This window comes from Streptomyces sp. AN091965 (assembly GCF_022698285.1).
Taxonomy (GTDB): domain Bacteria; phylum Actinomycetota; class Actinomycetes; order Streptomycetales; family Streptomycetaceae; genus Streptomyces.
Map to the genome: position 1 here is coordinate 6,801,645 of NZ_JALDMY010000001.1, position 22,011 is coordinate 6,823,655.

Annotated in this window: 13 protein-coding genes; 9 read left to right on the forward strand and 4 right to left on the reverse strand. The window is 72.3% G+C overall.

Annotated elements, in window-relative coordinates:
• Positions 1 to 147 precede the first annotated feature (147 nt).
• On the forward strand, positions 148 to 3,708 hold the full coding sequence (gene smc, locus MQV74_RS29130) for a chromosome segregation protein SMC (RefSeq protein ID WP_242729217.1): 3,561 nt from the start codon (positions 148 to 150) through the stop codon (positions 3,706 to 3,708).
• Between the two features lie 218 nt (positions 3,709 to 3,926).
• Positions 3,927 to 5,354: a sugar porter family MFS transporter gene (locus tag MQV74_RS29135; protein ID WP_138962051.1), complete on the forward strand. Its 1,428-nt coding sequence runs from the start codon at positions 3,927 to 3,929 to the stop codon at positions 5,352 to 5,354.
• Here the strand turns inward: MQV74_RS29135 and MQV74_RS29140 are convergent.
• On the reverse strand, positions 5,351 to 6,379 hold the full coding sequence (locus MQV74_RS29140; RefSeq protein WP_242724203.1) for an LLM class flavin-dependent oxidoreductase: 1,029 nt from the start codon (positions 6,377 to 6,379) through the stop codon (positions 5,351 to 5,353). The two genes, MQV74_RS29135 and MQV74_RS29140, sit on opposite strands and share 4 nt — an antisense overlap.
• 134 nt (positions 6,380 to 6,513) lie before the next feature.
• A complete protein-coding gene (locus MQV74_RS29145; RefSeq protein ID WP_242724204.1) occupies positions 6,514 to 7,974 on the reverse strand; it encodes a purine-cytosine permease family protein in 1,461 nt (486 codons plus the stop codon).
• Between the two features lie 204 nt (positions 7,975 to 8,178).
• Between MQV74_RS29145 and ftsY the strand changes: the two genes are divergently transcribed.
• The gene (gene ftsY, locus MQV74_RS29150; protein ID WP_242724206.1) at positions 8,179 to 9,408 is read left to right on the forward strand and encodes a signal recognition particle-docking protein FtsY; all 1,230 of its coding nucleotides are present in this window, start codon (positions 8,179 to 8,181) and stop codon (positions 9,406 to 9,408) included.
• Between the two features lie 192 nt (positions 9,409 to 9,600).
• On the opposite strand, the gene MQV74_RS29155 is transcribed toward ftsY, so the two are convergent.
• A complete protein-coding gene (locus MQV74_RS29155) occupies positions 9,601 to 10,383 on the reverse strand; it encodes a bifunctional DNA primase/polymerase (RefSeq protein WP_242724208.1) in 783 nt (260 codons plus the stop codon).
• Positions 10,384 to 10,892: 509 nt separating this feature from the next.
• Between MQV74_RS29155 and nsdA the strand changes: the two genes are divergently transcribed.
• From nsdA to ftsH, 6 genes are all read left to right on the forward strand, one after another.
• Positions 10,893 to 12,377, forward strand: coding sequence for a transcriptional repressor NsdA (nsdA, locus tag MQV74_RS29160; RefSeq protein ID WP_242724210.1), 1,485 nt, complete (start codon positions 10,893 to 10,895; stop codon positions 12,375 to 12,377).
• 414 nt (positions 12,378 to 12,791) lie between these two features.
• On the forward strand, positions 12,792 to 14,165 hold the full coding sequence (locus MQV74_RS29165) for an ammonium transporter (protein ID WP_242724212.1): 1,374 nt from the start codon (positions 12,792 to 12,794) through the stop codon (positions 14,163 to 14,165).
• On the forward strand, positions 14,162 to 14,500 hold the full coding sequence (locus MQV74_RS29170; protein ID WP_138962057.1) for a P-II family nitrogen regulator: 339 nt from the start codon (positions 14,162 to 14,164) through the stop codon (positions 14,498 to 14,500). The genes MQV74_RS29165 and MQV74_RS29170 overlap by 4 nt, the downstream gene beginning before the upstream one ends.
• A gap of 86 nt (positions 14,501 to 14,586) precedes the next feature.
• Positions 14,587 to 17,037, forward strand: coding sequence for a [protein-PII] uridylyltransferase (locus MQV74_RS29175; RefSeq protein ID WP_242724213.1), 2,451 nt, complete (start codon positions 14,587 to 14,589; stop codon positions 17,035 to 17,037).
• Between the two features lie 153 nt (positions 17,038 to 17,190).
• Entirely contained in the window at positions 17,191 to 18,750 is a 1,560-nt protein-coding gene (gene ffh / locus MQV74_RS29180) for a signal recognition particle protein (protein ID WP_242724215.1), read from the forward strand.
• Between the two features lie 189 nt (positions 18,751 to 18,939).
• On the forward strand, positions 18,940 to 20,871 hold the full coding sequence (gene ftsH, locus MQV74_RS29185) for an ATP-dependent zinc metalloprotease FtsH (RefSeq protein ID WP_242724218.1): 1,932 nt from the start codon (positions 18,940 to 18,942) through the stop codon (positions 20,869 to 20,871).
• Between the two features lie 200 nt (positions 20,872 to 21,071).
• Here the strand turns inward: ftsH and MQV74_RS29190 are convergent, their stop codons facing one another.
• The gene (locus MQV74_RS29190) at positions 21,072 to 21,926 is read right to left on the reverse strand and encodes a class I SAM-dependent methyltransferase (protein WP_242724221.1); all 855 of its coding nucleotides are present in this window, start codon (positions 21,924 to 21,926) and stop codon (positions 21,072 to 21,074) included.
• Between the last annotated feature and the right edge of the window lie 85 nt (positions 21,927 to 22,011).

Sequence of the window (22,011 nt, forward strand, 5' to 3'; positions counted from 1 at the left end):
CCGAACGGTCAAGCCGTGACCAGAACTTGGCTGTCCCTGCCCCGGTGCGAGGCCATTTCTTAACTCTGATGTGCCCTGCACCTTCCTCCGTGAAACGGTTCGTACGTTCCCTCGGTGAACTCCCGGCGAAAGGTAGAGTCCAGCGGCGTGCACCTCAAGGCCCTCACCCTGCGCGGCTTCAAGTCCTTCGCGTCCGCCACGACACTGAAGTTCGAGCCGGGCATCACCTGCGTCGTCGGACCCAACGGCTCCGGCAAGTCCAACGTCGTGGACGCGCTGAGCTGGGTCATGGGGGAGCAGGGCGCCAAGTCGCTGCGCGGCGGCAAGATGGAGGACGTGATCTTCGCGGGCACCACCGGCCGCCCGCCGCTGGGCCGCGCCGAGGTCTCCCTCACCATCGACAACTCCGACGGCGCGCTGCCCATCGAGTACGCCGAGGTCACGATCACGCGGATCATGTTCCGCAACGGCGGCAGCGAGTACCAGATCAACGGCGACACCTGCCGGCTGCTCGACATCCAGGAGCTGCTCTCCGACTCCGGCATCGGCCGCGAGATGCACGTCATCGTCGGCCAGGGCCAACTCGACTCGGTGCTGCACGCCGACCCCATGGGCCGCAGGGCCTTCATCGAGGAGGCCGCGGGCGTCCTCAAGCACCGCAAGCGCAAGGAGAAGGCGCTGCGGAAGCTGGACGCGATGCAGGCCAACCTCGCGCGGGTGCAGGACCTCACCGACGAGCTGCGCCGCCAGCTCAAGCCGCTCGGGCGGCAGGCCGCGGTCGCGCGCCGCGCCGCCGTCATCCAGGCGGATCTGCGCGACGCCCGGCTCCGGCTGCTCGCCGACGACCTGGTCGGCCTGCGCCAGGCCCTGAACACGGAGGTCGCCGACGAGGCCGCGCTCAAGGCCCGCAGGGACGCCGCGGAGGCGGAGCTGAAGGCGGCCCTGACGCGCGAGGCCCGGCTGGAGGACGAGGTCCGCCGGCTCACGCCGCGCCTCCAGCGCGCCCAGCAGACCTGGTACGAGCTGTCGCAGCTGGCCGAGCGGGTGCGCGGCACCGTATCGCTCGCCGACGCCCGGGTCACCAGCGCCACCTCCGCGCCCGCGGAGGAACGGCGCGGCCGCGACCCGGAGGACCTGGAGCGCGAGGCCGCCCGCATCCGCGAGCAGGAGGCCGAGCTGGCGGCCGCCCTGGAGGCCGCGCAGCACGCCCTCGACGACACCGTCGGGCACCGGGCGGACCTGGAGCGGGACCTGGCCGCCGAGGAGCGGCGCCTGAAGGACGTGGCCCGGGCCATCGCCGACCGGCGCGAAGGCCTCGCGCGGCTCGGCGGCCAGGTCAACGCGGCACGCTCGCGGGCCGCTTCCGCCCAGGCCGAGATCGACCGGCTCGCCCTGGCGCGCGACGAGGCCCAGGAGCGGGCCACCGCAGCGCAGGAGGAGTACGAGCAGCTCAAGGCCGAGGTCGACGGGCTCGACGCGGGCGACGCCGAGCTCGGTGAGCGGCACGAGGAGGCCCGCCGGGCCCTCGCCGACGCCGAGGCCGCGCTGACGGCGGCCCGGGAAGCGACCACCGCCGCCGAGCGGAAGCGGGCCGCCGTCGCCGCCCGGCACGAGGCGCTCGCGCTCGGGCTCCGCCGCAAGGACGGCTCGGGCGCGCTGCTCGCCGCGCGGGACCGGCTCGCGGGCCTGCTCGGCCCCGCGGCCGAACTCCTCTCCGTCGCGCCGGGCTTCGAGGTGCCGGTGGCGGCCGCGTTCGGCGCGGCCGCCGACGCCATCGCCGTCACGACACCGGCGTCCGCTGCAGAAGCGATCCGCCTGCTGCGCAAGCAGGACGCGGGCCGGGCCGCGCTGCTGCTCGCGGGGGCCGCCGACACCGAGGGGCCCGCCCCCGAGGCCGCGGGGGACGGGCCGCCCCGCGCCGCCGACCTCGTGCGCGGCCCCGCCGAACTGCTGCCCGCCGTGCGGCGGCTGCTGCGCGGCATCGTCGTCGTCGGCACCCTCGAAGACGCCGAGGACCTGGTGTACGCGCACCCGGAGCTGACCGCGGTCACCGCCGAGGGCGACCTGCTCGGGGCGCACTTCGCGCAGGGCGGCTCCGCGGGCGCGCCCAGCCTCCTCGAGGTGCAGGCCTCGGTGGCCGAGGCCGCCGCCGAGCTGGACGAACTCGGCGTGCGGTGCGAGGAGTTGACGCGGGAGCAGCGGGCCGCCGACGAGCGGCGCCGGGAGTGCGCCGCGCTCGTCGAGGAGCTGGGCGAGCGGCGGCGCACCGCCGACCGGGAGAAGTCCGCCGTGGCGCAGCGGCTCGGCAGCCTCGCGGGCCAGGCGCGCGGCGCCGCCGGTGAGGCCGAGCGGTCCGCCGCGGCCGCCGCCAAGGCGCAGGAGGCCCTGGAGAAGGCGCGGTGGGAGGCCGAGGAGCTGGCCGAGCGGCTGGCCGTGGCCGAGGAGATGCCCGCGGACGAGGAGCCGGACACCGGAGTGCGGGACCGCCTCGCGGCCGACGGCGCCAACGCCCGTCAGACCGAGATGGAGGCCCGCCTCCAGGTCCGTACGCACGAGGAGCGGGTGAAGGGGCTCGCCGGGCGGGCCGAATCGCTCGACCGGGCCGCCCGCGCCGAGCGCGAGGCACGCGCGCGTGCGGAGCGGCACCGGGCCAGGCTGCGGCACGAGGCGGCGGTCGCCGGGGCCGTCGCGTCCGGCGCCCGGCAGCTGCTCGCGCACGTCGAGGTCTCCCTGGTCCGGGCCGATCAGGAGCGGGCGGCGGCCGAGCGGGCCAGGGAGGCGCGCGAGCGGGACCTCGCCGCCGCGCGGAACCAGGGGCGCGACCTCAAGACGGAGCTCGACAAACTGACGGATTCGGTTCACCGGGGCGAGGTACTCGGCGCGGAGAAGCGGCTGCGGATCGAGCAGCTGGAGACCAAGGCGCTGGAGGAGCTCGGTGTGGAACCGGCGGGGCTCGTGGCCGGCTACGGGCCCGATCAGCTCGTGCCGCCCTCGCCCCCCGCCGAGGGCGAGGAGCTGCCGGAGGACCCCGGACATCCGCGCAACCAGCCGCGGCCGTACGTCCGCGGCGAGCAGGAGAAGCGGCTGAAGTCAGCCGAACGGGCGTACCAGCAGCTGGGGAAGGTCAATCCGCTCGCTCTTGAGGAATTCGCGGCTTTGGAGGAGCGTCACAAGTTCCTCGCCGAGCAGCTGGAGGACCTGAAGAAGACCCGCGCCGACCTCCTCCAGGTGGTGAAGGAGGTCGACGAGCGCGTCGAGCAGGTCTTCACCGAGGCCTACCGGGACACGGCCCGGGAGTTCGAGGGCGTCTTCAGCAGGCTCTTCCCGGGCGGTGAGGGACGGCTGATCCTGACCGATCCCGACAACATGCTCGCCACGGGTGTCGACGTCGAGGCCCGTCCGCCCGGCAAGAAGGTCAAGCGGCTCTCGCTGCTGTCCGGCGGCGAGCGGTCGCTGACGGCGGTGGCGCTCCTGGTGTCGATCTTCAAGGCGCGGCCCAGCCCGTTCTACGTGATGGACGAGGTCGAGGCGGCGCTCGACGACACCAACCTCCAGCGGCTCATCCGCATCATGCAGGAGCTCCAGGAGGCCTCGCAGCTCATCGTGATCACGCACCAGAAGCGCACGATGGAGGTCGCCGACGCGCTGTACGGCGTCTCGATGCAGGGCGACGGCGTCTCCAAGGTGATCAGCCAGCGGCTCCGCTGAGCCTTTCTTGATCAACTTCATTCTTCTTCAACTCTTGAAGTCAAACTGTGACCAGTGCTGGATCGACTGGTTCTCCATGAGCTATTGACTTCGAAACTTGAAGGCATAGTGTCTGCAACGTTGTTCTTACCTTCAGGTGGTGGGCGGCGTGAAGTTGTGCGCCACTTGAAGAGCTCGCCCCCACCCCGGCAGCGACGCCGGTGGCCCGAGGAGTACACGTGACCAGCACAGCGCAGCCGCCGACACCACGGGCCCGGGAGGCCCACCCGGACCATCTCGGCCATGTCATCTTCATCACGGCGGCAGCCGCGATGGGCGGATTCCTCTTCGGTTACGACAGTTCCGTGATCAACGGCGCCACGGTGGCCATTCAGCACCGGTTCGACGTGGACGCCAACCTGCTCGGCTGGATCATCGCGACCGCACTGCTCGGCTGTGCCGTCGGCGCCGCCGTCGCCGGCCGGGTCGCGGACCGCATCGGCCGCATCCGCGTCATGCAGATCGCCGCGGTCCTGTTCGCGGCCAGCGCCATCGGCTCGGCCCTGCCCTTCGCCGCCTGGGACCTGACCGTGTGGCGCCTCATCGGCGGCATCGGCATCGGCATGGCCTCCGTGATCGGCCCGGCCTACATCGCCGAGGTCGCGCCGCCCGCCTATCGGGGCCGTCTCGCCTCCTTCCAGCAGGCCGCCATCGTCATCGGCATCGCCGTGTCGCAGCTGGTCAACTGGGGCATCCTGAACATGGCCGACGGCGACCAGCGCGGCAAGCTCGCGGGCCTGGAGGCCTGGCAGTGGATGCTCGGCGTCATGGTCGTCCCTGCCGTCCTCTACGGCCTGCTGTCCCTCGCGATCCCCGAGTCGCCGCGCTTCTTGATCTCCGTGGGCCGCGACGCCGAGGCCCGCAAGGTGCTCGCCGACGTCGAGGGCAAGGACGTCAACCTGGACCAGCGCATCGCGCAGATCAACATGGGCATGCGCAGCGAGCACAAGTCCACGTTCAAGGACCTGCTCGGCGGCCGGGGCGGCTTCCTGCCGATCATCTGGATCGGCATCGGGCTCTCGGTCTTCCAGCAGCTCGTCGGCATCAACGTGATCTTCTACTACTCGAACCAGCTGTGGCAGTCGATCGGCAAGGACCCGTCCAGCTCGTTCCTGTACTCCTTCGAGACCTCGATCGTGAACATCGTCGGTACGGTGATCGCGATGGTCCTGGTCGACCGCATCGGCCGCAAGCCGCTGGCCCTGATCGGCTCCGCCGGCATGGCGGCGGCCCTGTTCACGATGGCGTGGGCGTTCTCGTACCGCAGCGGCTCCGGTGACGACGTCTCGCTGCCGCACGCGCAGGGCCTGGTCGCGATCATCGCCGCCAACGCCTTCGTGCTCTTCTTCGCCTTCTCCTGGGGCGTGGTGGTCTGGGTGCTCCTCGGCGAGATCTTCCCCAACCGCATCCGCGCCGCCGGTCTCGGCGTGGCCGCCTCCGCCCAGTGGCTGGCCAACTTCGCCATCACCAAGACCTTCCCGAGCATGTCCGAATGGTCCCTGAGCGGCTCGTACATCATCTACGGCGCCTTCGCGGCCCTCTCGATCCCCTTCGTCCTGAAGTTCGTCAAGGAGACGAAGGGCAAGACCCTGGAGGAGATGGGCTAAGACCCCGCTGCCCCCTCCTCCTGCGGAAGGCTGCCCCGGCTCATGGACCCGACGTCCTCGAGCCGGGGCAGTACGCGTTCGCCGAACAGGCGCAGGCCGCGCCAGCCCTCGTCCACCGGCATCCCGCCGACCAGCGGATGCAGCACGAGGCTCGGCGCGCCGCCCGCCGCGAGCGCCACGCACTCGTCCGGCGTGAGGATGCGGTACACGCCCTCCGCGCGCAGCTCCCCGACCGTCGTGGCCGTCGACCGCACGACCGAGCGGACGCCGCCCGACTGCCAGGACGCGTAGGCGCGCGCCTCGTGCAGGAAGTGCTCGCCGTACGTCGCCCAGGCGCGGTCCGGGTCCTCGGCGAGGTGCAGCAGCGGGGTCTTCGCCGCGGGCATCGTGGTCCAGCCCTCGGTGCCGTACTCCGTGAGCTTGTGCCGGTAGTACGCGTCGAGCTCCGGCAGGTGCGCGCTCGGGAAGAAGGGCAGGCCGAGCCGGGCCGCGCGGCGCGCCGCCGCCCGCGAGGAGCCGCCCACCAGGAGCAGCGGATGGGGCCGGGTGCCGGGGCGCGGCGTGACGCGGACCCTGCGCCCGCGGAAGGTGAACTCCTCGCCGGTCCAGGCCCGCAGCAGGGTCTCCAGGAGCTCGTCCTGGAGCGCGCCGCGCCGCGCGAAGTCGACGCCGAGGGCCGCGTACTCCTCGGGCCGGTAGCCGATGCCCGCCACCGTGACCAGGCGGCCGCCGCTGAGCAGGTCGAGCACGGCGATGTCCTCGGCGAGCCGCAGCGGGTCGTACAGGGGGCCGATGGCGGCCGAGACGGTGACGAGGACGCGCCGGGTGGCGCCGAACACCGCGCCCGCGAAGGCGAAGGGCGAGGGCAGCCAGTTGTCGGCCGCGCCGTGGTGTTCCTCGGTCTGGACCGTGGTGACCCCGCGGGCATCGGCGTAGGCGGCCATCTCCACGGCGGCCCGGTAGCGCGCGCCGAGCTCCCGCGACGCCGGGTCGACGAGGTTGAAGCGGACGACTGTGACGGGCATGCGCAACGTCCCCCTTCACCGGAGCCCGCCTCAGTGGCGGGCTGTGGGCGGCGAAGGGGGACGCTAGCTGACGTAGTGTCAGATGAACAGGGGCGTACAGCGGTCGGGCCGCTGCCCCGGGTGGCCCGTCGGGCTCACGCCTTGGCGGAGACCGGCTCGGCCTCGGCGGCCGGGGCCTGCGCGTCGCGCTCGGGGAGCGGCTGGCGCGGCAGGAGCGCGTACAGCGCCCCGGCGACTAGGATCGTCACGAGCCAGCCCAGGCCGTTGCGGCCGACCCAGGAGGTGGCGAGCGGGCCGCTGAACCAGTCGACCTTGGTGAAGAGCAGACCCACGAGGAGCGCGACGGCCCAGGAGGTCATCGCCTGCCAGGCGAAGCCCGCCTTGTACCAGTAGACGCTGGTGCGCGTGGTGTCCATCAGGCCTTCGCCGTCGTACGTCTTGCGGCGCAGCATGTCGATGCCGAAGACCCCGATCCAGGCGGAGAAGGCGACGGCGAGCAGCGTGAGGAAGGAGATGAACGAGCCCATGAAGCTCGTCGCCACGTTCATCAGGAGGTAGCCGAAGATCAGGCTGATGATCGCGTTCACACTGACGGCCCACGCGCGCGGGACCTTGATGCCGAGGGTCATCGCGGTGAAGCCGGCCGAGTACATCGACATCGAGTTGATCAGGAGCATGCCGATCAGGGCCATGATCAGGTACGGCACGGCGATCCACGTCGGCAGCAGGTCGCCGAGGAAGGCGACCGGGTCCTGCGCGGAGGACAGGCTCGGTGTGGAGACGGCCATGACGGCGCCCATCAGGACCATCGGCACGACGACGATCGCGGCACCGCCGACGGCGTGGCCGACCAGCGGCTTGCTCGGCGCCGTGCGCGGCAGGTAGCGGGTGAAGTCCGGGCCGGTGGGGACCCAGCTGATGCCGCCCGCGGCGATGGTGCCGATGCCCGCGATCATCATCGCGGTGGAGCCCGCGGGCTTGTCGAAGACCTGCGACCAGTCGGTGTTCTTCAGGAGGTAGACGAGCACCAGGACGCTGAACGCGCCGAAGAGGTACGTCGACCACTGGCTGCACACGTGCAGCACCTTGCGGCCGAGGCCCGAGATGAGGAACGTGGCGGCGACGAAGGCGAGCAGGGTGATGACCTTCAGGGCCGTGTTCGCTTTCACGCCGAAGCAGATGTCGAGCACGGTGAGGATCGCGTACGCGCCCGTGACCGCGTTGATCGTCTCCCAGCCCCAGCGGGCGACCCAGATCAGCGCGCCGGGGAAGAGGTTGCCGCGCTGGCCGAAGACCGCGCGCGAGAGCGTCATGCCCGGCGAGCCGCCGCGCTTGCCCGCGATGGAGACCAGGCCCACCAGGCCGTAACTCAGGACGGGCGAGACGAGGGCGACGATCAGGACCTGCCAGAAGTTCAGCCCGTTCGAGACGATGAGGCCCGCGCCCATGGTGAGCAGCAGCACGCTGATGTTGGCGGCGACCCAGGTGGGGAACAGCTCGCGGGTCCTGCCGTGGCGTTCGGAGTCGGGGACCGGCTCCAGACCCCTGGTCTCCAGGGCGCCTTCGTGTTCGGCGGTTTCGGCGGTGGTGCTCATGAGGGGGAGTTCCGTGCCTCTCGCTCGGCCTGCGTCGACGTTGTCGCAGCCGGTGGGGGTTTTCTTCGGATGGGACTCTACGCGCGTTGACGCAGCCTCTTCCATCGTACTTTAGTCCGAGTAATCCCGGCTAGTGGCCTATGTCTTTTGGAGGAAGCCACAAGGGGGGCCCGTTGGCGGGCCATGACTGATACTGGGTGGGTTATGGAAATCGTCATCCTCGCTGTAGTCATCGCCGTGGTCGTGGTCGGCGCGATCGGCGGGCTCGTCGTCGGCAGCCGCAAGAAGAAGCAGCTGCCGCCGTCCCAGGCCCCGTCGAGCACGCCCACCATCACCGCACCCCCCGCCGAGCCGCACGTCGGCGACGAGGCCGAGACGCCGCGCGACGAGCCGCGCCGCACCATCGAGGAGGTGGACCTGCCGGTCGCCGAGCCGTCGGCGTCCGCCCCCGTCGTGGTCGAGGAGCCCCCGGCTCCCGAGGCCCCCGAAGCCCCGGAGATCGAGACCCCGGAGCCCACCGCGGGCCGCCTGGTGCGGCTGCGCGCCCGCCTGTCCCGCTCGCAGAACGCGCTCGGCAAGGGCCTGCTGACCCTGCTCTCCCGCGAGCACCTCGACGAGGACACCTGGGAGGAGATCGAGGACACGCTCCTCACCGCCGACGTCGGCGTCGCCCCCACCCAGGAGCTCGTCGAGCGGCTGCGCGAGCGCGTGAAGGTGCTCGGCACCCGCACCCCGCAGGAGCTGCGCACCCTGCTGCGCGAGGAGCTCCTGCAGCTCGTCGGCACGGACTTCGACCGCGCCGTGAAGACCGAGTCCGGCCTGGAGACCCCGGGCATCGTGATGGTCGTCGGCGTGAACGGCACCGGCAAGACCACCACCACCGGCAAGCTCGCCCGCGTCCTCGTCGCAGACGGCCGCTCGGTCGTCCTCGGCGCCGCCGACACCTTCCGCGCCGCCGCCGCCGACCAGCTCCAGACGTGGGGCGACCGCGTCGGCGCCCGCACCGTGCGCGGACCCGAGGGCGGCGACCCGGCCTCCATCGCCTTCGACGCCGTCAAGGAGGGCATCGCCGAGGGCGCCGACGTCGTGCTCATCGACACCGCGGGCCGTCTGCACACCAAGACCGGCCTGATGGACGAGCTCGGCAAGGTCAAGCGCGTCGTCGAGAAGCACGCCCCGCTCGACGAAGTGCTGCTCGTCCTGGACGCCACCACCGGCCAGAACGGCCTGGTGCAGGCCCGGGTCTTCGCCGAGGTCGTCGACATCACCGGCATCGTCCTCACCAAGCTCGACGGCACCGCCAAGGGCGGCATCGTCGTCGCCGTCCAGCGCGAGCTGGGCGTGCCGGTCAAGCTGGTGGGCCTGGGCGAGGGCGCGGACGACCTCGCGCCCTTCGAGCCCGAGGCGTTCGTCGATGCCCTCATCGGCGACTGAGCGCTCCGCATGGCGGGTGCCGCGCCGTGTCGTCGTCCATCTGTGACCGCGTCGTGGCTGGGCGCGCAGTTCCCCGCGCCCCCTTGGGGCGCCCCCGGGACACTGCCGTAGACGCACGCGTACGCGAGGAAGGGCCCCGCTTCCCGGGGTGCAGCCGGGGAGCGGGGCCCTTCCGCATGCGGTCCCGCGGACTTACGCCGGGGAGCGGTGGGCCACGTACGCCAGCGTGCCGAGCACGAGCCGGGCGTGCGGGGGGCTCGTCGCCGAGTCCGGGTCGGGGGCGCGCAGCCAGCGGACCGGACCGAGCCCGCCGCGGTCGGAGGGCGGCGCGGTGATGTGGCCGCCGAGGCCGATGCCGTGCAGGTCGAGGGCCGCGTCGTCCCAGCCCATGCGGTAGAGCAGCTGGGGGAGTTCGGCGGCGGCGCCGGGCGCGACCAGGAAGTGCGTGCGGCCGTCGGGCGTGGCCGCCACCGGACCGAGCGGCAGGCCCATCCGCTCCAGGCGCACCAGGGCCCGGCGCCCGGCGGTCTCCGCGACCTCGATGACGTCGAAGGCGCGCCCCACCGGCAGCATCACGGCCGCCCCGGGGAACTGCCCCCAGGCGTCGGTCACTTCGTCGAGCGTGGCGCCCGCCGGAACCTCCGGCGCGAAGTCGAGGGGGTGTGCGCCGGGGGCCGGACACCCGGCGGCGCCGCAGGAGCAGCGGCCGTCCTGGGCGCGCGCCCCGGGCACCACGGCCCAGCCCCACAGGCCGGTGTACTCCGCCACCGCCGTGCAGTCGGACGCGGCGCGGCCCCGCCGCCGCGACGCGGCGCGCGGCTCCTTGGGCTCCTTCGCGCGGCCGGGCTCGCGGTCGCCCGCGCCCCGGTCATTGCCGCCCGTGTCCTTCGCCTCCGGGAGTCCCGAATCCTTTGTTCCGCGGTCACCGGAACGGGGCTCTTTGGTCCCCCGGATGCCGCCGATCGTGAAGCCCATGCCCCCTCCAACGGGTCGAGTGCGCCGTGGTTACGTGGCGGAATCAGATCGTGACTCTCTGTCTTGAGCTGTCTTGGGAGTCGCCCGGCGTCGCTGTTTGGACGTCTCAAGCCGACTTTCGCTGACTTTCGCCGACTTCCGCCGCCACGTGCTCGCGGCGCTCGGGGGATTCGGGGGTGGTGTGCCCCGCGGCCCGCGCCCCTGTGTGCTCCGTTCCGCCGACTCTCGGTTGTTCTGTGTCAAGTGAATCGCGTGCGGCGGTCCGGGAGTTCATTCGAAGGGGTGGCGAATGGTGGCGTTTCCGGGATCGCCCTCGCCGGAGGGGTGATCGTAGGATTACTTTCAGTGCATGGAGTCGGGAGCAGTGCGCGCTCGCGGGTATGCCGGAGGCAAGTCGGCTTCCCGTTCGATGGGTGACATTCTCCGGACGGGCGGCCGCGGCACGCGGCATTCTGTTAGGGCTTGACCGAGGACCGCGTACAAGTGTCTTGAGGGATGGGGGCGTTCCAGTGGGCGGCAGTAGCGGTGGCGGTGCGAACGCCGAGAAGCGCCCGAACGAGATGCTCAGCTCCTGGTTCGTGCGCAGCGGCTGGTCGAAGGGCGAGCTGGCGCGCCAAGTGAACCGCAGAGCCAGGCAGTTGGGCGCTCATCACATCTCCACGGACACCTCCCGCGTCCGGCGCTGGCTGGACGGGGAGAATCCGCGCGAGCCCATTCCGCGCATCCTCTCCGAGCTGTTCTCGGAGCGCTTCGGCTGCGTCGTCGCCGTCGAGGACCTCGGCCTGCGCGCCGCCCACCAGTCGCCCTCCGTCTCCGGCGTCGACCTGCCCTGGACCGGGCCGCAGACGGTCGCGCTCATCAGCGAGTTCAGCCGCAGCGACCTGATGCTCGCCCGGCGCGGTTTCCTCGGCACCTCGCTCGCCCTGTCCGCGGGCCCCGCCCTGATCGAGCCCATGCAGCGCTGGCTGGTGCCGGGCCCCTCCACCGCCCAGGTGGTGGCGGAGCCCGAGCCCCAGCAGTACCCCGGCAGGCGCCCGGGCCGTCTCTCCAAGCCGGAGATGGACCTCCTGGAGTCCACCACGGTGATGTTCCGCCAGTGGGACGCCCAGTGCGGCGGCGGCCTGCGCCGCAAAGCCGTCGTCGGCCAGCTGCACGAGGTGACCGACCTGCTCCAGGAGCCCCAGCCCGAGTCCACCGCCAAGCGCCTGTTCAAGGTCGCCGGCGAACTGGCCGAGCTCGCCGGCTGGATGAGCTATGACGTGGGGCTCCAGCCGACCGCCCAGAAGTACTTCGTCCTCGCCCTGCACGCCGCCAAGGAAGCGGGCGAGAAGCCGCTGGGCTCGTACATCCTCTCCAGCATGAGCCGCCAGATGATCCACCTCGGCCGCCCCGACGACGCCCTGGAGCTCATCCACCTCGCCCAGTACGGCAGCCGCGACTGCGCGAGCCCGCGCACCCAGGCGATGCTGTATGCGATGGAGGCCCGCGCGTATGCCGGAATGGGCCAACCGGGCCGCTGTAAACGGGCGGTGCGCATGGCCGAGGACACCTTCACCGACGCCGACGACTGGGACGAGCCCGAGCCGGACTGGATCCGCTTCTTCTCCGAAGCCGAGCTCAACGGCGAGAACGCCCACTCCTTCCGCGACCTCGCCTACGTCGCGGGCCGCAGCCCGACCTACGCCTCCCTCTCCGAGCCCGTCATGGAGCGCGCCGTCGAGCTCTTCGGCAAGGACCCCGAACACCAGCGGTCGTACGCGCTGAACCTGATCGGCATGGCCACCGTCCACCTGCTCCAGAAGGAGCCGGAGCAGAGCATGCTCCTCGCCAGGGACACCCTGGACATCGCCAAGAAGGTCCGCTCCGAGCGGGTCAACACCCGGCTGCGCAAGACCGTCGCCAACGCCGTGCGGGACTTCGGCGACGTCCCGGAGGTCGTCCACTTCACCGAGCAGCTCGCCCAGGAGATGCCGGAAACCGCGGAGGCCGTCTGACGGTCCGAGGACCCGCCGACCCTCCAGGGCCCCCGGCCCGACGCCCCAGGACTCCGGCCGCGGCAGCCCATCCCGAACAGCCCGACTCGGCTCCCCCATGCCAGGTCATCCGGATGGCGCCGCGGCCGGGCTGCTTTCGCGCCCGAACCGGCGCCGCTCTCGCGGACCGGGGTGCTCGCCGTGGGGGCTGCTCCCTTGATGGCTGGGGTTCGGGGAGGGTACGTTCCGTCCCCCGGTTCCGGCGTGCAGTTCATTCACGCGTAACACGCCCGACCTCTTCGTCACTGCCGTGAAACATCGAGCGGCACTGGCCGAAACCGCGCTGCGCCAACCTCGTGCCGCATCACCGGTCCACCGTCCTCGCCCCGCAGGGGCCGGACCGCACGGGCCGCATCCGACGACGAGGAGACTGCGATGCCCCCAGGCATCCGGCTTGCCGCAGACGCCCCGGAGCTGTCTGCCGCCAACACCGGGTTCATGCTCATCTGCTCCGCCCTGGTGATGCTCATGACGCCGGGTCTCGCCTTCTTCTACGGAGGCATGGTCCGCGTCAAGAGCACCCTGAACATGCTGATGATGAGCTTCATCAGCCTGGGGATCGTCACCCTCCTGTGGGTGCTCTACGGCTTCTCCCTCGCCTTCGGCACCGACCACGGCAGCCTCATCGCCTGGGACTCCGACTACGTCGGGCTCAGCGGAATCGGCCTCACCGAGCTCTGGGACGGCTACACCGTCCCCGTCTACGTCTTCGCGGTCTTCCAGCTCATGTTCGCGATCATCACGCCCGCCCTGATCAGCGGCGCCCTCGCGGACCGCGTGAAGTTCACCGCCTGGGCCCTGTTCGTCACGCTGTGGGCCACGATCGTGTACTTCCCCGTCGCCCACTGGGTGTGGGGCACCGGCGGCTGGGCCTTCGAACTCGGCGTGATCGACTTCGCGGGCGGCACCGCCGTGCACATCAACGCGGGCGCCGCGGCCCTCGGCGTCATCCTCGTCATCGGCAAGCGCGTCGGCTTCAAGAAGGACCCCATGCGCCCGCACAGCCTGCCGCTCGTGATGCTCGGCGCAGGTCTGCTGTGGTTCGGCTGGTTCGGCTTCAACGCCGGGTCCTGGCTCGGCAACGACGACGGCGTCGGCGCCCTGATGTTCCTCAACACCCAGGTCGCCACCGCCGCCGCCATGCTCGCCTGGCTCGTCTACGAGAAGCTGCGGCACGGCGCGTTCACCACGCTCGGCGCCGCCTCCGGCGCCGTCGCGGGCCTCGTCGCCATCACTCCTTCCGGCGGTTCCTGCTCCCCGCTCGGCGCCATCGCCATCGGCGCCGTGGCCGGACTGCTGTGCGCCATGGCCGTCGGCCTGAAGTTCAGGTTCGGCTTCGACGACTCCCTCGACGTCGTCGGCGTCCACCTCGTCGGCGGCATCACGGGCTCCCTCCTCGTCGGCCTCTTCGCCACCGGCGGCGGCCAGTCCGACGCCAAGGGCCTCTTCTACGGCGGTAACCTCGACCAGCTCGGCAAGCAGGCCGCGGGGGTCGGCGCCGTCCTCGCGTACTCCTTCCTCGCCTCCGCCGTGCTCGCCCTCCTCATCGACAAGACGATCGGCATGCGCGTCAGCGAGGACGAGGAGGTCAGCGGCATCGACCAGGTCCAGCACGCCGAGACGGCGTACGACTTCAGCGGCGCGGGCGGCGGCACGGCGCCGCGCACCACGGCCGCCGTGCCGGGCCCGGTGTCGCAGACCGCCGCCTCCTCCGCGGCGGAGCCGAAGAACAAGAAGGTGGACGCATGAAGCTCATCACCGCGGTGGTCAAGCCGCACCGGCTCGACGAGATCAAGGAAGCCCTCCAGGCCTTCGGCGTCCAGGGCCTGACCGTCACCGAGGCCAGCGGCTACGGACGCCAGCGCGGACACACCGAGGTCTACCGCGGCGCGGAGTACACCGTCGACCTCGTCCCCAAGATCCGCATCGAGGTCCTCGTCGAGGACGGCGACGCCGAGCAGCTCGTCGACGTCATCGTGAAGGCCGCCCGCACCGGCAAGATCGGCGACGGCAAGGTGTGGACGCTGCCCGTCGAGACCGCCGTCCGCGTCCGGACCGGCGAACGCGGCCCCGACGCGCTGTAACCCCCCCACGGGCGCCGTTCGTCGGCGGCGCCCGTGGAGACCGTGCCGTAACCGCCCTGGACACCGTGGAGAACAGGAGCCGCCGGGTGACGAGTGTGGACGTACGACCCGAGACCGAAGACTCCGGACCCAGCGGTTACGCGGCGGCCCGGCTGCGCCTCCTGCACCAGGAGGCGCGGTCCGGGCCGCCGCGCCGTTCGGCGCTCGCCGAGCTGACCGACGGCTGGCTCGGCGGCCTCCTCGCCGCGGGCACCGCCGACCTCGCGGCGCCGCGCGGGGCCGCCCTCGTCGCCGTCGGCGGCTACGGCCGCGGCGAACTGTCCCCGCGCAGCGACCTCGACCTGCTGCTCCTGCACGACGGCAGCGCCGAGCCCGGCGCCCTCGCGGCCCTCGCCGACCGCATCTGGTACCCGGTCTGGGACCTCGGGCTCTCCCTCGACCACTCCGTCCGCACCCCCGCCGAGGCCCGCAGGACGGCCGCCGACGACCTCAAGGTCCAGCTCGGCCTCCTCGACGCCCGGCACGTCGCGGGAGACCTCGGCCTCACCACGGCCCTGCGCGCCACGATCCTCGCCGACTGGCGCAACCAGGCGCCCAAGCGGCTCCCCGAGCTGCGCGAGCTGTGCGACGAACGGGCCGAGCGCCAGGGCGAGTTGAGCCACCTCCTCGAACCCGACCTGAAGGAGGCGCGCGGCGGCCTGAGGGACACCACCGCCCTGCGCGCCGTCGCCGCCTCCTGGCTCGCCGACGCGCCCCGCGAAGGCCTCGACGCGGCGCGCCGCACCCTGCTCGACGTACGCGACGCACTGCATCTGACCACCGGCCGCGCCACCGACCGGCTCGCCCTCCAGGAGCAGGACCAGGTCGCCGCCGAACTGGGCCTCCTCGACGCCGACACGCTGCTGCGCCAGGTCTACGAGGCCGCCCGCACCATCGCCTACGCGGGTGACGTCACCTGGCGCGAGGTCTCCCGCGTCCTGAGGTCACGCGCGGCCCGGCCGCGGCTGCGCGGCCTGCTCGGCGGCGCGAGGACCACCGCGGCCGAGCGCTCACCGCTCGCCGAGGGCGTCGTGGAGCAGGACGGCGAGGTCGTCCTTGCCCGGGCCGCGCGCCCCGAGCGCGACCCCGTGCTCCCGCTGCGCGCCGCCGCGGCCGCCGCCCAGGCGGGACTGCCGCTCTCCCTGCACGCCGTGCGCCGCCTCGCCGCCACGGCCCGGCCGCTGCCGACGCCCTGGCCCGCGGAGGCCCGCGAACAGCTCGTCACCCTGCTCGGCGCCGGCCGCCCCACCGTCCAGGTGTGGGAGGCCCTGGAGGCGGAAGGCCTGATCACCCGGCTCCTGCCGGACTGGGAGCGGGTGCGGTGCAGGCCGCAGCGCAACGCCGTGCACACCTGGACCGTGGACCGCCACCTCGTCGAGACCGCCGTACGGGCCTCCGCGCTCACCCGCCGCGTGGGGCGGCCCGACCTGCTGCTCATGGCCGGGCTCCTGCACGACATCGGCAAGGGCTGGCCCGGCGACCACTCCGTCGCCGGGGAGATCATCGCCCGTGACGTGGCGACCCGCATCGGCTTCGGGAAGGGCGACGCCGCCGTGCTCGCCCGCCTCGTCCGCCACCATCTGCTGCTCGTCGAGACCGCGACCCGGCGCGACCTCGACGACCCCGCCACCGTGAAGACGGTGGCCGAGGCCGTCGGCACCCGGGGCACCCTGGAGCTGCTGCACGCGCTCACCGAGGCCGACGCCCTGGCCACCGGGCCCGCCGCCTGGTCCTCCTGGCGCGGCTCCCTGGTCGCGGACCTCGTCCGCCGCGCCGACGCGGTCCTGGCCGGGAACGAGCCGCTCCAGCGCGCCGAGCCGCCCGCGTCGGCCGAGCAGGAGCGGCTCGCCCTGGAGGCGTTCCGCACCGGCGGGCCCGTCCTGTCGCTGCGCTCCCGGGCCGAGCCGGACCCCGACGGGCCCGCCGAAGGCCTCGGCGTCGAGCTGCTCATCGCTGTGCCGGAGCGGCCGGGGATCCTCGCGGCCGCCGCCGGGGTGCTCGCCACCCACCGCCTGACCGTCCGCACGGCCGAGCTGCGCGTCCTGGAACTGCCCGCGGAGGTCGGGGGCTCGGTGCTGCTGCTCGACTGGCGGGTGGCCGCCGAGTACGGCTCCCTGCCGCAGGCCGCCCGGCTCCGCGCCGACCTCGTACGGGCCCTCGACGGCTCCCTGGACATCGCGGGGCGCCTCGCCGAACGGGACGCGGCCTACCCCCGGCGGCGCGGGGTGCCCGCCCCGCCGCCGCACGTCACCGTCGCGTCGGCGGGCTCGCGGCGCGCCACCGTCATCGAGGTCCGGGCCCAGGACGCGCCTGGGCTGCTGCACCGGATCGGGCTGGCCCTGGAGGCGGCCGGGGTGCGGGTGCGCAGCGCGCACGTGTCGACGCTCGGGTCGAACGCGGTGGACGCGTTCTACGTGACCGGGGCCGACGGGGGGCCGCTGGCGGGGGAGCGGGCGGTCGAGGTGGCGCGGAGGGTGGAGGGGGCGCTGCGGGGCTGAGGGGGTCCTTGTGCCGCTCCGGGCTCCGCCTGCGTCCGTCGCCCGACGGCACTGCGTCCGTCGAGTGATGGCAGGCAGGGACGCGTGGCTTGCCGGGCCCGATACCCTGGGGTGCAACGCTTACCATCGCCGACCCTGAGGACCGACTCCGCCGTGTTCGATACTCTCTCCGATCGCCTCGCAGCCACCTTCAAAACCCTTCGGGGCAAGGGCAGGCTGTCCGAGGCGGACATCGACGTCACGGCGCGCGAGATCCGTATCGCCCTGCTGGAAGCCGACGTGGCGCTGCCCGTCGTCCGTGCCTTCATCAAGCAGGTCAAGGAGCGCGCGGTCGGGGCCGAGGTCTCGCAGGCCCTGAATCCCGCCCAGCAGGTCATCAAGATCGTCAACGAGGAACTGGTCGCGATCCTCGGCGGCGAGACCCGCCGCCTGCGGTTCGCCAAGCAGGGTCCGACGGTCATCATGCTCGCCGGTCTCCAGGGTGCCGGTAAGACCACGCTCGCCGGAAAGCTCGGCCACTGGCTGAAGTCGCAGGGCCACTCGCCGCTGCTCGTGGCCTGTGACCTCCAGCGTCCGAACGCCGTGAACCAGCTGAGCGTCGTCGCCGAGCGCGCGGGCGTCGCCGTGTACGCCCCGCAGCCGGGCAACGGCGTGGGCGACCCGGTGCAGGTCGCCAAGGACTCCATCGAGTACGCGAAGACCAAGGTGCACGACGTCGTCATCGTCGACACCGCCGGTCGCCTCGGCATCGACCAGGAGCTGATGCAGCAGGCCGCGGACATCCGCGACGCGGTCAGCCCGGACGAGGTCCTGTTCGTCGTCGACGCCATGATCGGTCAGGACGCGGTCAACACGGCCGAGGCCTTCCGCGACGGCGTCGGCTTCGACGGCGTGGTGCTCTCCAAGCTCGACGGCGACGCCCGTGGTGGTGCGGCCCTGTCGATCGCGCACGTCACCGGCCGTCAGATCATGTTCGCGTCGAACGGCGAGAAGCTGGACGACTTCGACGCGTTCCACCCGGACCGCATGGCGTCCCGGATCCTCGGCATGGGCGACATGCTCACGCTGATCGAGAAGGCCGAGCAGACCTTCTCGCAGCAAGAGGCCGAGAAGATGGCCTCGAAGCTGGCCTCCAAGAAGGGCCAGGACTTCACGCTCGACGACTTCCTGGCGCAGATGGAGCAGGTCAGGAAGATGGGCAGCATCAGCAAGCTGCTCGGCATGCTGCCCGGCATGGGGCAGATCAAGGACCAGATCAACAACCTGGACGAGCGGGACGTCGACCGCACGGCCGCGATCATCAAGTCGATGACGCCGGGCGAGCGCCAGGACCCGACGATCATCAACGGCTCGCGCCGCGCCCGTATCGCCAAGGGCTCCGGCGTCGAGGTCAGCGCGGTGAAGGGCCTGGTCGAGCGGTTCTTCGAGGCCCGCAAGATGATGTCCCGCATGGCTCAGGGCGGCGGCATGCCGGGGATGCCCGGGATGCCGGGCATGGGCGGCGGCCCCGGTCGGCAGAAGAAGAAGCAGAAGCAGGCCAAGGGCAAGCAGCGCTCGGGCAACCCGATGAAGCGCAAGCAGCAGGAGGACGAGGCCGCCGCGCGCCGGGCCGCGGCCGAGGAGGCCGCCGCGGGCGGCGCGTTCGGCCTGCCGGCCGGGCAGGGCGGCAAGGACTTCGAGCTGCCGGACGAGTTCAAGAAGTTCATGGGCTGAGTCCGGGCGGCCCGCGCGGGGACCGGTTCCTGGTCGCCGCCGGGCGAGCCCGCGGTTCGCCGGACCGGGACCGTTCTCCCGGGGTGGCTCATTGCGTACGACATCTGGGGCGCTTCCTCGTGTGAGGGGGCGCCCCAGACGTCGTACGGCGCGGGTGCCGGTGGCTGTTTTGTGACGTAACGTCCGCTTATGAGCAACCCCGTGCCGCCGCGCCAGAAGCCCGAGCAGCCCTGGCGCTCCGAGGGCGCTCCGGAGCCGCCGCCCGCGCCGCCGCCCAAGCGGAAGATGCCGGGCGGCTGGGGCGGGCTCATCCTCACGGCCCTGATCGTGTACCTGATCGCCAACCTCGTCCTCTCCTTCTTCAACGACGGCGACGAGCCGACCATCTCGTACACCGAATTCAGCAAGCAGGTCGACGACGGCAACGTGTCGAAGATCTACTCCAAGGGCGACGCGATCCAGGGGCAGCTCAAGAAGGAGCAGAAGGACCCGGACGGCGACGGGAACTACACGAAGTTCACGACCCAGCGGCCCGCGTTCGCGGACGACGAGCTGTGGCAGGACCTGACCAAGAACAAGGTCACGGTGACGGCCGAGCCGGTGGTGCAGGAGCGCAGCTTCCTGTCGAACCTGCTGATCTCGCTGGCGCCGATGCTGCTCCTGGTGGTGCTGTGGATCTTCATCGCGCGGCGGATGGCGTCCGGCATGGGGGGTGCGGGCGGGATGCTCGGGCGCAAGCAGCCGCCGAAGCCGGTGGAGCTGGAGCCGGGCAAGAAGCGCACCACGTTCGAGGACGTCGCGGGCATCGACGAGGTCGAGGGCGAGCTGAACGACGTCGTCGACTTCCTGCGCAACCCCGACGAGTACCGGAAGATGGGCGCCCGGATGCCCGGCGGCGTGTTGCTCGCCGGGCCGCCGGGCACGGGCAAGACGCTGCTCGCGCGGGCGGTGGCGGGGGAGGCGGGGGTGCCGTTCTTCTCGGCGTCGGCCTCCGAGTTCATCGAGATGATCGTGGGCGTCGGCGCCTCGCGGGTGCGCGAGCTGTTCGCGGAGGCCCGCAAGGTCGCGCCCGCGATCATCTTCATCGACGAGATCGACACCATCGGGCGGGCGCGCGGCGGCGGCAGCGGCATGGGCGGCCACGACGAGCGCGAGCAGACGCTCAACCAGATCCTGACCGAGATGGACGGCTTCTCCGGCTCGGAGGGCGTCATCGTCATCGCGGCCACGAACCGGGCCGACATCCTCGACCCGGCCCTGACCCGCCCCGGCCGTTTCGACCGGATCGTGAACGTCTCGCCGCCCGACCGGGGCGGCCGCGAGGCCATCCTCAAGATCCATACGCGGGCGATCCCGCTGGCGGACGGCGTCGACCTGGCCCAGGTGGCCCGCACCACGCCGGGGATGACCGGCGCGGACCTGGCGAACCTCGCCAACGAGGCGGCTCTCCTCGCGGTGAAGCGCAAGCAGTCCGCCGTCACCCAGGCCGACCTCTCCGAGGCCCTGGAGAAGGTCCAGCTGGGTGCCGAGCGGCCGCTGGTCATGCCGGACGAGGAGCGGCGCCGCACGGCCTACCACGAGAGCGGGCACGCCCTGCTCGGCATGTTGCAGCCGGGCGCCGACCCCGTCCGCAAGATCACCATCGTGCCGCGCGGCCGTGCCCTCGGCGTCACGCTCTCCACTCCGGACTCCGACAAGTACGCGTACACGGAGGAGTACCTGCGCGGCCGCATCATCGGCGCGCTCGGCGGCATGGCGGCCGAACACGTCGTCTACGGGGTCATCACCACGGGCGCCGAGAACGACCTGGAGCAGGTCACCAACATCGCGCGCGGGATGGTCGCCCGCTGGGGCATGAGCGAGCGCGTCGGCCGGCTCTCCGCCCTGCCGAACGACGCCCAGCAGGCGTACGGTCTCGCCGCCGCTCCGGAGACCCTCGACACCATCGACGGCGAGATGCGCCGCATCGTGGACGAGTGCTACGAGAGTGCCTGCCGTCAACTGAGGGACCACCGCGGCCAATTGGACGCCCTGGCCGAGGCCCTGCTGGAGAACGAGACCCTGGAGGAGGCGGACGCCTACCGGGTGGCCGGGATCACCCGCCTCACGAAGGACGGTTGAGGCCGCGAGGGCAGCCGCGATGGTGTGCGGGCCAGTCGTGGTCTACGGAGATACGGGTCGTGGTGTACGAGGACGGGTCGTGGCCTACGGAGACGGGTCGTGGTCCACGGAGACGGGTCGTGGCCCACGGAGACAGGTCGTGGTCCACGGAGGCGAGTCGTGGTCTACGGGGATGACGGCTATGTCTACGGAGATGACGGTTATGGCGTTCGGGCGATGAGGTAGCGGAAGACGTTCGGCATCCATATCGTGCCGTCGCGGCGCCGGTGCGGGTGGAGGGCCTCGGTCAGCTCCTTGTCGACCTGCGCCTGGTCCGTCGCGCCGACCGCCGCGTCGAACAGCCCCGTGGACAGGAGTCCGCGGACGGCGCTGTCCATGTCTGCGTAGCCGAAGGGGCAGGCCACGCGGCCCGAGCCGTCGGGCCTGAGGCCCGCGCGCTGCGCGACGTCCTCCAGGTCGTCCCGGCAGGCGGCGCGCCAGCCGACGGAACCGCGCAGGGGGTCGGCGAGCTTCGTCGCCACCCGCAGCACCGACGAGGTCGTGCAGCGCTCCGGCGGGCCCCAGCCCACCAGGACCACCGGCGCGCCGCGCTCGGCGAGCGGCGCCGCGACGTCGAGCAGGGCCGACAGGTCGTCGGCGTCGCCCGCCGTGCACCCGATCGGCTGGAACGCGGTCACCAGGGTGTACGCGGGCACGTCCGGCGCGGCGGCGTCCCCGGGGGAGCCCTGGAGGAGGCGTGTGCCGGCGTGCGCGGCGAACGGCCCCTCGGGCGTGAGGCGTTCGCGGGCCAGGGCGAGCCGTTCGGGCGCCGATGGCTCGACGCCGGTCACCGACGCGCCGCGCGAGGCGGCCATCAGCAGGGCGAGCCCGGAGCCGCAGCCCAGGTCGAGCAGGCGGGTGCCCGCGCCCACTTCGAGTCGTCGGTACACCGCGTCCACGAGGGGGACCAGCATCCTCTCCTGGATCTCCGCCCAGTCACGCGCGCGTGCGCACCGGTCCACACGTGGGGGTGCACCCGCGCGCGGGAGGTGTGGGTGCACGAGCGTAGGTGTCATCGAAAGCGCCCCAATCCGCCGAGAGTTGTCCAGCTGATTCCTTACGATGCGTCCGCCCCCAAGACGTGCGTTCGCTCTCCCCCGT